Origin of the sequence: Leptolyngbya sp. PL-A3 (genome assembly GCF_039962325.1) — a bacterium.
Taxonomy (GTDB): Bacteria; Cyanobacteriota; Cyanobacteriia; order Elainellales; family Elainellaceae; genus Vacuolonema.
The window spans coordinates 1-14,634 of sequence record NZ_JAMPLB010000107.1 but is presented as its reverse complement, the minus strand read 5'-3'; the positions used below and the strand labels follow the sequence as shown (position 1 = coordinate 14,634).

Genomic DNA, 14,634 nt, shown 5'->3' with positions numbered 1-14,634 from the left:
AAACTCCTGACCTCGGAACTCGACAAGATTTCCCCTGAAAGGGTTGCGTCATTGACGTCCTACGATTTCATTCTCGAAGCCCTATTTGGCGCAGCTTCATATTAAAACGGTATGACCAAATTCTTGAAGCTTGCTGCTAATCAGGACGCTCTCATTTACTTTACAGGGCATGGTTTCACGCTGGAGGAGAGCCGATTTGTGAAGCGGGGCTATCTGGCAACTTCAACGTGCAAGGTGAAGTTCAAGGAAAAGCGAATTATCTCGCAGGAAGAGGGCTTTTCCTTTGATGATTTGAATGGATTGATTCAAGAAGCAAGCCTGAGCAGTTTGCTGATGCTGTTAGACTGCTGCCATAGTGGTTTCTTGATTGAGGATGATCTGGTTAAGAAAAGCCTGCTGACATTTTCTAAGAGCAACTATTTCCTGATTGCGGCCTGTCGGAGTTTGCAAGAGTCCTATGCGCTGAAGCGCGAGAACCATAGTGTCTTTACCGGAGCGTTACTGGCAAGTTTGGCGCGAGAAAATGCAAGACAGGGAATGGTAACGGCTCTCAATGCACTCGACTTTATTGAACAGGAACTTAAGGGAAGTGGGCAGGAACCCATCTTTTTAGGAATGGGTGGGGCGATTCCGATTGTCAATTATGGAGTTGTGGAGGAGGACGCCCTCGATGAGACTTGCCCCTATCAAGGCTTGGAGGCATTTACAGAGGAGACGGCATCGTTCTTCTTTGGGCGTGGGAAAGATGTGGAGAAGTTGTGGCGGGCACTGGAACCGGCAGTGGAACAGCAAAATTTTGTGGCACGGAATTTTGTGGCAGTGATTGGGGCTTCCGGCAGTGGAAAGTCGTCGCTGGTGCGGGCGGGATTGATCCCAGCGTTAAAGCAAAGCGGCACAAACTGGAGGGTGCTGGAGCCGATTAAACCGGGGGAGGAACCGCTGACCCAATTGCGAAAGCCGCTGGAGGAATTGGTACGGCAGATACCAGGTAAGGTGCAGTTGGCTCATTTACTGCGGAAAGCACCGGAAGGATTGCAACCCCTGATTGAGCAATTACCGGATACGGCTCGGTTCCTGCTACTGGTGGACCAATTTGAGGAGGTGTTTACGGTTTGCCTTGATGATGCAGAACAGGCGCGGTTCATTTACCTGGTTACCCAGGTGGCAGCGCTGTCAACCTCTCGTTTGGCAGTGGTAATTACGATGCGGGCAGATTTTGTCGAGGCTTGCCTGCGTCATCAAGCACTGAAGGATTTGATTCAGACCCAGGCGATTTATCTGTCGCCGCTGACAGGTTCGGATTTGACAGATGCAATTGCCAACCCTGCTACTAAGCAGGGCTATCCTTTGACTTCTGAACTTCTGGCGGCAATCCTTATGGACACCCGCAAGGAACCAGGATTTTTGCCGCTGTTGCAGTTTGCGCTAACAAAGCTGTGGGAGTTGCGGGATAACCAAAACCACCAGTTGACGGTGGAGGGCTATCAAACCATTGGTGAACTGGCGGGTGCTTTGAATGACCATGCCGATCAGATTTATCGCTACCGGGATTACATCGACCCCTACACGGGGGAGATTAACCTGACACCGACGCAGGAACGCCCCCCAGAGGAGCATGGCTGGATACGGGGGATTTTGCTGCGCTTAGTACGCTCTCAGGAGGGGGAAAAGGATACACGCCAACGCCAACCCCGTGCTGCCTTACTAGAACTGGCAGGGGACACACCAGCGGCACAACAGCAGATGACCCTGGTGCTGGAAAGCCTGATTAAAGGGCGGTTGCTGGTCTCAGAGCAGGATAGCGTTGACCTGGCCCATGAGGCGTTAATCCTGGGGTGGCAGCAGCTAGCAGCATGGTGTGAGGAGAGTCGGGAACTGCGACGGTTGAGCCAACGGTTGGAAGCGGCAAGGCTGGAATGGGAGAAAGACCAGCAAAACCCCGACCTAGCCCCAGGGGAAAAAGACCGCAACTTGATGATGGGCGGTTTGCTGGCAGCGGTGCGGGAAAAGTGGGAGGTATTGATTCCATACTTGCAGGATATTGGTAAGGACGAATCCTTCTGGCAGCAAAGTAATGCTTATGAAAAAGAGCGGATAGCGGCATACCAGCTTAGTATTGATCAGGCAGCTCTTCGTACAGCACAACTACAGTTGGCGCTCGACTTTGAGGCAACACTGAAGCGCATTACAGATAGCGTATGTGATTCACTGGACGAAGGCCAAATTTTGCAACACGCAGTGCAAGAACTGGCAGTCGCTCTCCATGTGAACTGCTGCAATGCCGCACTATATGACCTGGAGCAGGGAACTTCAACTATATACTACGAGTACGCCAGGGTGAACTACACCTCCTGGGGCAAAGTATTGCAGATGACGGACTATCCAGAACTCTACAATCAACTGCTGCAGGGCCTAGCATTCGAGTTCTGCCCTATCTTTCCCAATTCATTGCAGGGACGGGTAGCTGTGTTGGCCTGCCCCATCCATTATAGTCAGAGAGTTTTGGGCGATTTGTGGCTGGTGAAGGAGCACTTCTACAGCTTCTCCAGAGATGACATTCGGTTGGTGAAGCAGGTGGCAAACCAATGTGCCATTGGTCTGCGTCAGGCTAAGCTTTACGAAACTGTCCGGTTAGTAACTTCAAAGTTTCAGCAGATAGCAATATATAACCCTAACCTCTTGTCAGATAACCCTAACCTCTTGTCAGAGTTGGAAAAGTTGATAAAAGCCTTGGACGGCTAGAAACTTAATCTCTAGTTTGTTCTGGATGCTCTGGAAACTTGCATTTAATAGAGATCTCAAAATTCGCCTCGGCAGAGCCTTCAGTGGCAATGAGCATACCCGTCCTGCAACCAATCTCCAAATCAAACCTCAAGCTCATTTCTTCAATTTCCGTACCACTAGAGTTTCTAAACTCACATCTTGCACCAGTACATCTGCTTCATGTTCTTACATCCGCCAGGATGACCTCTAAACCGAAGGAGTGAAGCAGTGAACGTATTCGCTCTAGTTGGACCAGAACCAAACAGATCGCAACTTCGGGGAACAAGATTTGTATTGCTTGTTGGGCTGAGGCTCCCCAATCTGGGAGGCCCCAAGACGCTTGTGAGAGGAAGCACCAATGAGCTAAAAGGAAGCTCACCAAACAGAGCACGAACCAACGGTAGGCTCCCACCAGGCTTTGCTGACCAAAGCGATGCAGGCCAAAGCGATGTTTGATGGTTTTGAAGAAGCCTTCAATTGCCCAGCGTCGTCGGCCCCACCAGGTAATCGTATTCCCCTTCAGGGGGCGGGTGGAGAGCATAAAACGTTTTTCCAGTTTTTCGTTGCGCTCAACATACAGCCAGGAAATCGTAACCGGGAAGGAGAGGCCCTCTAACCTCACCTGTTGACCCTTATGAGACAGAGAATCGACCCGACGACCATCGCTCAGACGGCGTTCACAACGTACTCCCACAATTCCATGAAGACGACGTTTACGCAGACCGGAAAGAAACTCTGTGCTGCCAAAAGCGGCATCAGCTAAAACCAGAACTCGGTAAGCACGGGTGCGCGTTCGAGGTAAATTATCGAGCAATCGGAGGGCTAGATGGGCGGGACTGGGAGCGCCTTTACCTCGCCAAACCCGAAAGGCAAAGGGAACTCGAAAGCTGCCTACGACGAGATAGAGGACGACTAGATGTAGTCCTCGCTTACCTTGTAGGACGTGAATCAAGTGCCCAAAGGCCTTAAGTTTACCTCGTTTTTCCAAGGTGGTTAGGTCAATAATGACTTGCAAGTGGGGTCTTCGACCGAGAGGTTGATAGGCCAGTAATTGTTGCAAAATCTGTTGACGCAGAACCCGAATGAGATGACGGGTGGGCCAATCATAGTGATTCAAGAAGCGACTGAGGGCACTGGCCGATTTAATCGAACTCGATTGGGGAAGCGGATGGCCTTGCGCCTGAAGAAAGAGTCCCAACAAGGTTTGTAGACTGTCGCGTTGGTAGGCGGTCGGCATGAGACCGACCAGCGTGTAGACTAGCGTTTGGGCGTGTACAAGAATAGTTTCCACTGTTCTTTAGCATGTTGATTTCACGCCCTTTTCTCTCATATTGGCGAGCCGAAGAACAGCCGTTCAGATGTACTGGTGCAAGATGTGAGCTTCTCACTGAGGGGAGCCGCAGCGCGGTTCCCCTCAGTGAAAAATGAAAGAAACACAGGCGTGTTTCTTAGGAGTAAAGCCCCAATCGCGCGTCAGGCATAAACGCGAATGATTCCATCAACTTTTCTGCTTTTGCAAAAGCAGCCTCAAAGGTGGTGCAAATGGTGTTATCGTTGCCTTCCAGCAAAATCGCTTGGACTTTTGACATAACGCCATCACTGGAGAAATTTAAGGCTATCGTATTGTTAAAGCCTCAATGCACTGGAAATTCATTACCTAATTTACTTTCATGGCTCGACGCTATGCCCTCATAATTGGCATTTCCCAGTACAAATCGCCCTTGAAACCCCTTAGCAAAACGGTCACGGATGCTGAGGCGGTGGCTGCGATTTTTAGGGCACAGGGAGCGTTTCAGGAGATAGCAGTACTAACGGGAGAAGTCACCAGTACCAGGTTAATTGAGGCTCTACGGCGGCTTTTGTTGGAGCAAGCGAAGGGTAATGATGCACTTCTTTACTTCACAGGGCACGGTATTCCAGTTCTCGATTCCCTAATGGGTGAACCGAAAGGATATCTGGCGACATCCGATTGTGTCGTAACTCTCCAGGGACAGCAGGTGGTCGAGCAGCAACGGGGGATTGCGATCGCCAGCCTCAACGACCTGATCCGAGCATCCGAGCTGAGCAGCTTGGTAATGCTACTAGACTGCTGTCATAGCGGCGGCTTCTTGGAACGCCAGGTTGTAGAACGTACCTTGACTGCTTTTAGTGGACGGCAAGATTATTACCTGATCACAGCTTGTCGAGGATTTGAACAAGCCTACGCAAAGAAACGTGAGCAACACAGCATCTTCACCGGAGCATTGCTGGAAGGATTATCGGAACAACAAGCGGATGAAGATGGCAACGTGACAGGAGACAGTCTATCGGCATTCATTAAGCGAGAATTGCGAGGTAGCGGACAAGAACCCATCAGTATGGGCATTGGCGGAGCCGTTACGTTAGTCAGCTACCGTAAACAGATAGCGGCCACCCAAATAGATGAAAAATGCCCCTATCAAGGCTTAGAGCCTTTTACTGAAGCAACGCAACAGTTCTTCTTCGGACGAAAGCCTGTTGTGGAAATGCTGCGGCAGGAATTAGAGCGATCGCCCTTTGTTGCCCTCATTGGTGCATCCGGAAGCGGCAAATCATCAGTCGTCCGAGCAGGGCTAATTCCCTGGCTCAGGGAATTGGGATGGCGGGTACTAGACCCAATTAAACCGGGCTTTGAACCGCTTGGTGAACTGAAACGAACCTTTGCTAATCAGTTCCGAAGACGAGATGAGATTCAGCAAGTCTATGAGGCGATCGCCTCCGGTTCTCTCGATACCGTTGTGGCATTGATGCCAGGAATGGAGCGAATGTTGTTGGTCGTAGACCAGTTCGAGGAGTTATTCACTGTTTGTTCCGATGAGGAGGAGAGGCAATCGCTCATCAATCTGCTCACCCAGTTTCAAAACTCACGGCTAGCCGTGGTGATCACGATGCGGGCCGATTTTCTTGAACCATGTCTTGCCTATGCAAACCTGACACAGCAGCTCCAGCAGCATACCGTCCTAATTCCGCCCTTAGAAGGGAAGGCATTGGAGGAGGCGATTGCCAGTCCAGCCTACAAGCAGGGCTATAGTGTAGAACCTGCTCTGCTACGCATTATTCAACGGGACGTGGCCCAGGAGAAAAACTGCCTTCCCCTCTTACAGTTTGCACTCCAAAGCCTTTGGGATTCAGCAAACCAGGCAGACCATCAACTTACCCTCGACAACTATGAACAGTTGCAAGGAATCGCCGGAGCCTTAAATCGCCATGCCGATCGCGTCTACGAATTTCAAGACTGGCGCGAAGCTACCCCTACGCAACCTCGCAGTGCCCAAGAGCAGGACTGGATTAAGCGCCTTTGCTTGAAGTTAGTACGCACTGGGGAAAGCAATCGTGATACACGACAGCGACAAACTAAGGCAGACCTGCTAGCCCTAGCGAGTGAGGGTGATGGAACAAGGGCGATCGCTGAAACCGTCCTGTCTGATTTGGTAGATGCGCGGCTATTAGTGACAAACCAGGAGGAAACAACTTTTGCCTATGTTGACCTGGCGCATGAAGCATTGATGGATGGGTGGAAACGATTTGCAGAATGGAGAGAGGGCGATCGGGATGCAAGGCGACTAATTGACCGAATGGAAGATGCCCGACGCGAATGGGAACACCATCAACGTAACCCTGACTTCTTGCTCTCCAGAGGGTTATCTGTTCAAATTGAACTACAAAGTGAACATTTACAGCCTTATCTGACCTCTGCGTTGCGGGAGTTTTATCAACTCAGTAAAGATAAGGAACGAGAACAGGCATCAGCCGTTCAATGGGCTCGATCGGAAGGGGCTTTAGATACAAGAGCCCAAGAAGCAATTGAACTTCTACAGCAAAACCCATTAGATGGTTTGGCACTTGTCCTCCAATTGGTCAAGCTAAATCTTGAGGAAACCAATAACCATCTTTTCAGCAGCATTCAAAGAGCTTTGTATCAAGCTGTCGAATTAGCTCGTGAATGTTACTGCTTTGAGGGACATGAGGCTGCCGTCCGAGCGGTTGCAATGAGCCCAGATGGTACGCGGATTATTTCAGGTAGTGCAGACCACACAATTCGTACGTGGAGTTTGGATGGTACTCCTATAGGTCAACCCTTCCGGGAAGATTTATCCTCCATTAATTCAGTAGCCTTTTCCACGGATGGGAAGCTGATTTGTAGTGGAGGTGTTAATAAAACGATTAGGTTATGGAGTTTGGATGGTACTCCCATTGGAAAGCCATTTGTGGGCCACCAAGACTATGTTTGGTCCGTTGCCTTTTCTCCCGATGGCCAGATCATTGCCAGTGGTAGTTCCGATAATACAATTCGGCTATGGAAACTAGATGGTACTTCCATTGGTCAACCTCTGGTAGGTCATAAAGATGCCGTTCGAACTGTGGCATTTTCCCCAGATGGCAGCATGCTAATCAGCGGCAGCAACAACGGCCTGCTTCTGTTATGGAAACTAGACAGTACTCCTATTGGTCAACCCCTGGTAGGCCATCGAGGTTCTGTTAGGTCCGTCGCTTTTTCTCCAAATGGTAGGATAATTGCCAGTGGTGGACAGGACCAAACGATTCGACTGTGGGATTTGAATGGTACCCCTATTGGCGAACCTTTTCAGGCGCATCAGGACGAGATTTGGTCTGTTACTTTTTCTCCAGACGGCAAGATTATTGCCAGTGGTAGCCAGGACCAAACGATTCGCTTATGGAGCTTAGATGGCGAACCTATCACACAACCACTTCGGGGTCATCAATCCGCTGTCCGTTCAGTAGCCTTTACTCCCGATGGTAGACGTCTTATTTCCGGAAGCAAAGACAACACAATCCGCTTGTGGAGCTTAGATGATATTTTACCTGAACAATTAATTGCGGGACATCAAGGTGCAGTTTACTCAGTAGCATTTAGTCCTAACGGCAGAACAATTGCTAGTGGCAGCGAAGACACTACAGTTCGCTTATGGGATTTACAAGGAAACCCACTTGGACAACCATTTGTCGGGCATGAGAATCGAGTTTATTCAGTAGCATTTAGCCCTGATGGCAAGACGGTTATTAGTGGAAGTCGGGATGGAACAATTCGCTTATGGAACTTGAAAGGAAACCTCATTGGGCATCCGTTTGAGGAATCTAGAACTTGTAATTTTATTTATTCAGTAGCGTTTAGCCCTGACGGTAAAACAATTGTTAGTGGTAGTGAAAGGGCAACTATTCGTTTGTGGGATTTGCAAGGAAAAGCTATTGGTCAAGAATTTGGACAACCGTTTGATAAACATCAAGATACTGTCTGTTCAATAGCATTTAGTCCTGATGGTAGAAGAATTGTTAGTGGAAGTCTCGATCACCTAGTTCAGCTATGGAACCTGCAGGGCCAAGCGATTTGGAAAACTTTTGTAGGACATGAATATCCTGTCATGTCAGTGGCGTTTAGCTCTGACGGGAAAATAATTGCTAGCGGAGGACAAGACAACATTATTCGTTTATGGACTTTGGACGGAGATCCGCTTGGAGAACCCCTTGTGGGACACAATGATTGGGTTCTTTCGATAGGGTTTAGTCCAAATGGTAAGCAAATTGTCAGCAGCAGTGCTGATAACACAATTCGCCTATGGGATTTACGAACTAACTCGACTATAAAGTCCTTTAGAGGACATGAAGGTTCTGTCTATTCAGTGGCATTTAGCCCTGACGGTAAAACAATTATCAGTGGTGGAGAAGATACAACAATTTATTTATGGAGAATTGGGGACTGGAAGGATTGGCTAGCAATTTGCTGTAACCGTATTCGATGTCATCCTTACATGCAAAATCCGCAAACTGAAGAGTCAGAACTAATCTGTGAGATTTGCGAAAAATATGTTTGGTCACAAAAGGAAAATGTGACATAGAAAAGCAGCACTTATGCGGCGATCGCTCCACCACCGTCGAACTACCCAAATAATTTGGGTGATCGTTCCTCCCTAAAAGTATATGAGTCAAATAATTTGACTCATCGTTCTCCTGAGAGTTTTATTCTCCAGGCTTCTTTGACTTCTCCGGAAACTTACATTTCACCTCAATCTCAAAATTCGCTTCCGCTGAACCTTCTGTAACAATCGGTACCCCCGTTTTTCCGCCGATTTTTAAGCCAAACTTGAGGTTCATTTCCTCAATTTCGGCCCCGCCAAAGTTTTGGAAAGCCCCAATCGCGTACCACGCATACGCACGAATTGTTCCATGTATCTCCTTGAGCTTGGCTACGGTGTCTTCTGTGATGCCGTAGGATTCCCGGTCATCTTCATCCACCGATCCTGCTGGAGGGAGCGTATCAGGTACTTCCACAGGAGTTTTAGATTCGACAAAGATGGTGTAGGTAGTTCCATCTTCGTTTTTCAGAAGAACAGGTTGGATTTCCGACATGGTTAATTTAGGCTACTTTGGGGAAATTAAGGCTATCTTATTGGCTAAATCCTCATCTCTCCGTATTCATCAACCTAATTTAACCTCATGGCTCCACGCTATGCCCTGGTCGTTGGCATCTCCAAATACACAAGCCTTCCCGAACTGAGTAAGCCTGCCTTCGATGCCGCAACCATTAAGCAGCGTCTGGAGGAATGTGGAGGTTATCAGGATATCCGCTTGCTTCAGGAGTCTGTAACCGGAGAAGTTCTGGAAGGCGCATTAATTGAGCTGCTGTATGAAAGAGCGGCTGGAGCCGAGGCACTCATCTATTTCACAGGGCACGGGTTTGTTGTGCAAGAAGGGCAACGCAAGCAGCGACCCTATTTTGCCACCTCTGATTGCCAGGTGACATTCGACAAGCGCACTCGCACTCGCATTGTTGGGCAGCTTTACGGCTATAGCTTTGAAAGCTTCAATGAATTGGTACAAGACTCAAAGGTCAGTAGCCTCGTTGTGCTGCTCGACTGCTGCCACAGTGGCGCGTTGTTGTCTCTGGCCAAACACAGCCTCACAGCCTTTAACGCCATCGACAAGGACTATTTTCTGATTGTAGCCTGCCGTTCCTTTGAAGAGGCCGCCGCCTACAAACGCCAACCCCACAGCATTTTTACAGGAGCACTGCTTGATGGGTTGCAGCCGGAGAATGCCGATAGTAATGGGCAGGTTACAAGCGATCGCCTCTACGACTACATCCGGCAACAACTGGTGCAATCAGGCCAGGAACCCATCCGCATGGGAACAGGTCGAGCCATTACCCTAGTTAGCCATCGCAGCAAGTCCGTGGCTGCCCAGATTGATGAAACCTGCCCCTACCAGGGTTTAGAACCCTTTACGGAAGCAACACAACAGTTCTTCTTCGGGCGTAAACCTGTGGTGGAAATGTTGCGGCAAGAATTGGAGCGATCGCCCTTTGTTGCCCTCATTGGCCCATCTGGCAGTGGTAAATCATCGGTGGTTCGAGCCGGACTAATGCCTTGGGCTAAGGATGCCGGATGGCGACTATTAGACCCAATTAAACCGGGTTTTGAACCCTTAAGTGAGTTACAGCGGACATTTGCCAAGCAGTTTCATCGGCCCAGAGAAATTCAAGAGGTCTATAGAGCGATCGCTTCAGGTTCTCTCGATGCCGTAGTAGAACGGCTGCCAGGAGATGAGCGAGTATTCCTGATGGTAGACCAGTTTGAGGAAGCGTTTACCGTTTGTTCCGATGAGGAGGAGAGGCGATCGCTCATCAACCTGATCACTCAACTTCAAGGCTCACGGTTAGCCGTGGTCATCACCATGCGAGCAGACTTCTTTGAACCCTGTCTAGACTATGCCAACCTGACGCAGCAGCTACAACAACATACAGTTTTGATTCCTCCCTTGGAGAGTAAGGCACTAGAGGAGGCCATCGTTCAACCTGCCCAGAATCAGGGGTATAAAGTAGAACCTGCCCTTCTAAGCCTAATTAAACGGGATGTAGCCCAGGAGAAGAACTGCCTCCCACTTCTACAATTTGTGCTCCAAAATATCTGGGATTTGGCAACCGAGGCAGGACATCAACTGACCCTTGCTCACTATGAACAGTTGCAGGGAATTGGTGGGGCCTTAAATCATCATGGCGATCGCGTTTACGACTATCAGGATTGGCGTGAACCTAACCCTACCCAATTCCGTAGCGCCCAGGAGCAAGATTGGATTAAGCAGTTGTGCTTAAAACTGGTGCGGACAGGGGAAGGGAATCGTGATACACGCCAACGGCAATCTAAAGCGGATTTGTTAGCTTTGGCGGGTGAGGATGTTGAGATACGGGCGATCGCTGAAATAGTGTTGGCAGATTTGGTAGATGGACGGCTCCTGGTAACGTACCAGGAGGAATCACTATCCTATGTTGACCTGGCCCATGAAGCATTGATGGATGGGTGGAAGCGATTTGCAGAATGGAGGGAGGGCGATCGTGATGTACGCCGTCTTATTGACCGAATGGAAGATGCCCGCCGCGAATGGGAGCACCATCAGCGTAATAGTAATTTCTTGCTTTCAAAAGGTTTATTACTACAAGCGCGAGGCTTAGAGCCTTATTTTACTGAAGCACTGCACAAATTCTATACTGCTAGTCAACGGTACGAGCAGGAACAAACAGATGCCTTTGAATGGGCAAAGGTAGAAGGTTCTTTACAAGAGCAGTCCCGACGCCTCCAACCAGTGCTACAAATTCAGGGAACTGGTGAAACTTTAGTACGTGCTATTGCCCTAGTCGGACGTAATTTACAGGCTCAGCCATTGGAGGAACCTCTAGGGATTGTGCAAGATGTTTTGCACAAAGGTATGACTTTAGCCCGTGAAATAAACTGTTTTGAGCAGCATAATGGCATTGTTTCATCGGTCGTTATCAGTCCCGATGGAAAGACTATTATTGCAAGCATCAATCGTACTATGTGTTTATGGCAACTAGACGGAACACCTATTGGGCAACCTTTCCAGGGACATGAGGAGGACATCTTTTCAATAGCCATTAGTCCTGATGGCAAAACTATCGTTTCAGGCAGTGCGGACCGCACTATACGTTTGTGGAGCCTTGACGGAATGTCTCTTGGCAAAGCTTTTCAAGGTCATGAAGATGGAATTACATCAGTCGCTTTCAGCCCTAACGGCAAAATAATTGCTTCCGGTAGTGCCGACCGTAGCATCCGTTTATGGAATCTAGATGGGACACCTTTTAAGCCACCTTTTTACGGTCACAAAAATTCGGTTACGTCTGTCGCATTTAGCCCTGATGGCGAAATCATCGTTTCAAGTAGTACTGACTGCACCATCCGCGTATGGGATTTGGAGGGAATTCCCATAAGTGATCCTTTTCAAGGATGTAAAGACTCTATTAATTCAGTTGTATTTAGTCCTGATGGTAAGACTCTTGCTTCGGGTAACGATGACCACACAGTTTGTCTATGGGATTTAGATGGAAAAATAATTGGACAACCCTTTCAAGGTCATAAACGCCCTGTAATGTCAGTGGCATTTAGTCCTGATGGTAAAACTCTTGTATCAGGTAGTTTGGATTGTACCATCCGGTTATGGGATTTAGATGGCGAGCTTATTGAACCTCCTTTTCAAGATCATGGTTCATATATCTTTGCAGTGACATTTAGCCCAAATGGCAAGACTGTTGTTTCAGGAAGTGCTGATCACACTATCCGACTCTGGGATACTTGGGGCATACGCATCGGGCAGTTAATGAAAGATTCCGCTGCTTTTTCGTCAGTAGAATTTAGCCCTAATGGTAAAGCTATCGGATTCGGGTGTGGCCGTAGTATTGGCCTTTGGTCTTTAAGTGGAACAGAACCTGAATACTTACTCCACACGCATGAAGGTCCTGTCTGGTCTATAGCTTTTAGTCCAAATGGCAAAGCTATTGCTTCTGGTAGCGCTGACCATACTATTTGCTTATGTAGTCTAGATGGAGCATTTAGTAACTTATTCTTTCAAGGTCATAAGAGCCACATTAGAGCAATTACATTTAGCCCTGATGGCCAAACTATTGTTAGTGGTAGCGATGATGGTACCATTCGCTTATGGGATTTAAGTGGAACACCTATCAGGCAGCCCTTTCAAGTTGGAGCAATTGTTTGGTTTGTAGCCTTTAGTGAGGATGGCAAAAGCATAATTTCAATTGATTTTTCCTGTACACTTCGTCTCTGGAGTCTAGATGGCACCGCTGTTGGAGAAGCTTTTCGCTTGAGGAAAGACTTCTTCTGTTCAATCGCGCTCAGCCCAGACGGCAAAACTATTGCTTGTGGTGGGAATGAAGGCACTATCCAGCTTTTGAGTCTAGATGGTAAAGCTATTGGAAAAACTTTTTGGGGTCATACAGGTGGTGTGCGCTCAGTTAGATTTAGTCCCGATGCAAAAAACATCATTAGTGGGGGTGACGATGGTACCGTTCGTCTCTGGAGTTTAGATGGCACATCCATTGGACAACCATTCCTAGGTCATAAATCCGCAGTTAAATCAGTCGCTTTTAGCCCTGATGGCAAAACTATTGCTAGTGGTAGTGAAGATTGTACTATTCGACTATGGAGAGGAGGAAATTGGCATGATTGGCTGACAACATGTTGTAACCGTATTCGCAATCACCCATGCATCAGAAACATACATACCGAAGAAGTAAAGATAGCCTGTGAGGTGTGCGAGAAGCATGTTTGGTCAAAGGAAAAAAGCACTAAATGAAGAATTAAGTGTTGGTTAGATGTTCACCTCTCCACAACAAAATTTAGCTCATACAGCACAAAAGATTTAATAGAATTTGTATTTTGCGATGTAGAGAGTTTTTCTAAACCCACCTACTAATACTGTTCTATTTTTTATAGCGGAGCCTTTCAAGAATTTCTTGGACAAGGGTGTCCCATTCCTTCTGATGACGTTCTTTTGCAAGTCTGATATTGCCATTGAGAGGTTGGTATGAAATGAGAGGACAATGTTCAGATTGTGCTTTGCGAATGACATCAGCATTTGAAATCTGTGTTGAGAAAGCCAAAGGTACAGATGAGCTTTTGTACTGTTCCTTCAGGAAATAATAAGCTTTCTTTTCCCAATTCTTAAATTCTTTCTCCCATCGATCATTCTCAAGGTTTGCTGTTTTATCTACTCTAGAAAACAGAATTCCAAGCAGTTCAACGGCACAACTTGCCTTGCAACGTTTGAGAGTATTGACGCGCTCGATAATTTTGTTCAAGCCCCAATGAGAATATGCATCCAGCAACGTTGGAACAATGTAATAGCGGCTTAAAGACAATCCGTTTAGGGTAACCAGACCAATGCTAGGTGGGCAGTCAATGATGATGTGAGTATAAGCTTTCTCATCAGTCTCTCGAAGTTTATTGAGGGCATTGAACAGAATATCTGTGGCGCTCAAATAATAGCGTTGGAACTTGGCTAGTTCATCCTGAATATCAAATAAGTCGAGACCTGATGGGATTAGATCAAGGTTGAGGTCAGGAAGCGGGGTAACGCGAATTTCATCCAGATCATAGGTTTCTTCTGTATCATCCCTGCCAAATTCGTGTCGAAATAAATTAACGATTGTCTTGCTAGAGTTGTAGGTTTCTTCGTCTAGAAGGGTCAGGGATGCATTGCTTTGAGGGTCTAGGTCGATGAGTAACACCTTGGCAGGTTTCATTACGCTACCAACTTGAAATTGCCGTTTGGCAAGTGTTGCAGCGATATTAACTGCAGCGGTTGTTTTGCCGACTCCCCCTTTGAGGTTAATGACGCTGATGACCGTTGTGTTGCCCAATCTCATGGTTTGAGGTTCCCAACATGTAATGACTTTTCAGCATGGAAAGCACCCCTCTATCAAATGTCAAGCGGGTTGAGGTGTCGCGACAGCAGATTTGACGGGTTAGAGATATAGAGCGCAACGACAATTTAGGATCGCAACGACAATTTGGGATCGAAATGACAAGC

At 47.8% G+C, this 14,634-nt stretch carries 7 protein-coding genes and 1 pseudogene; 3 read left to right on the top strand and 5 right to left on the bottom strand.

Features of this window, described 5'->3' with window-relative positions; all coding sequences use genetic code 11:
• Positions 1-111 precede the first annotated feature (111 nt).
• Complete coding sequence (locus NDI52_RS33065; RefSeq protein ID WP_348257056.1) at positions 112-2,742, top strand: caspase family protein; 2,631 nt, start codon at positions 112-114, stop codon at positions 2,740-2,742.
• 4 nt (positions 2,743-2,746) lie between these two features.
• Here NDI52_RS33065 and NDI52_RS33060 read toward each other — a convergent pair.
• The 3 genes and pseudogenes from NDI52_RS33060 to NDI52_RS33050 all read right to left on the bottom strand — a co-directional run.
• A pseudogene (locus NDI52_RS33060) lies at positions 2,747-2,902 on the bottom strand (CU044_2847 family protein); the annotation flags it as partial.
• A 39-nt stretch (positions 2,903-2,941) separates the two neighbouring features.
• Positions 2,942-4,054 carry a transposase gene (locus NDI52_RS33055; RefSeq protein WP_348257055.1) on the bottom strand — a complete coding sequence of 371 codons (1,113 nt, stop codon included), beginning with the start codon at positions 4,052-4,054 and terminating at the stop codon, positions 2,942-2,944.
• A 157-nt stretch (positions 4,055-4,211) separates the two neighbouring features.
• A complete protein-coding gene (locus tag NDI52_RS33050) occupies positions 4,212-4,352 on the bottom strand; it encodes a hypothetical protein (RefSeq protein WP_348257054.1) in 141 nt (46 codons plus the stop codon).
• Between the two features lie 81 nt (positions 4,353-4,433).
• Between NDI52_RS33050 and NDI52_RS33045 the strand changes: the two genes are divergently transcribed.
• A complete protein-coding gene (locus tag NDI52_RS33045; protein WP_348257053.1) occupies positions 4,434-8,636 on the top strand; it encodes a caspase family protein in 4,203 nt (1,400 codons plus the stop codon).
• A gap of 121 nt (positions 8,637-8,757) precedes the next feature.
• On the opposite strand, the gene NDI52_RS33040 is transcribed toward NDI52_RS33045, so the two are convergent.
• Positions 8,758-9,147 carry a CU044_2847 family protein gene (locus tag NDI52_RS33040; RefSeq protein ID WP_348257052.1) on the bottom strand — a complete coding sequence of 130 codons (390 nt, stop codon included), beginning with the start codon at positions 9,145-9,147 and terminating at the stop codon, positions 8,758-8,760.
• Positions 9,148-9,234: 87 nt separating this feature from the next.
• On the opposite strand from NDI52_RS33040, the gene NDI52_RS33035 reads away from it, so the two are divergent.
• Complete coding sequence (locus tag NDI52_RS33035) at positions 9,235-13,398, top strand: caspase family protein (RefSeq protein WP_348257051.1); 4,164 nt, start codon at positions 9,235-9,237, stop codon at positions 13,396-13,398.
• Between the two features lie 127 nt (positions 13,399-13,525).
• Here the strand turns inward: NDI52_RS33035 and NDI52_RS33030 are convergent, their stop codons facing one another.
• Complete coding sequence (locus NDI52_RS33030; RefSeq protein ID WP_348257050.1) at positions 13,526-14,470, bottom strand: AAA family ATPase; 945 nt, start codon at positions 14,468-14,470, stop codon at positions 13,526-13,528.
• Positions 14,471-14,634: the final 164 nt, after the last annotated feature.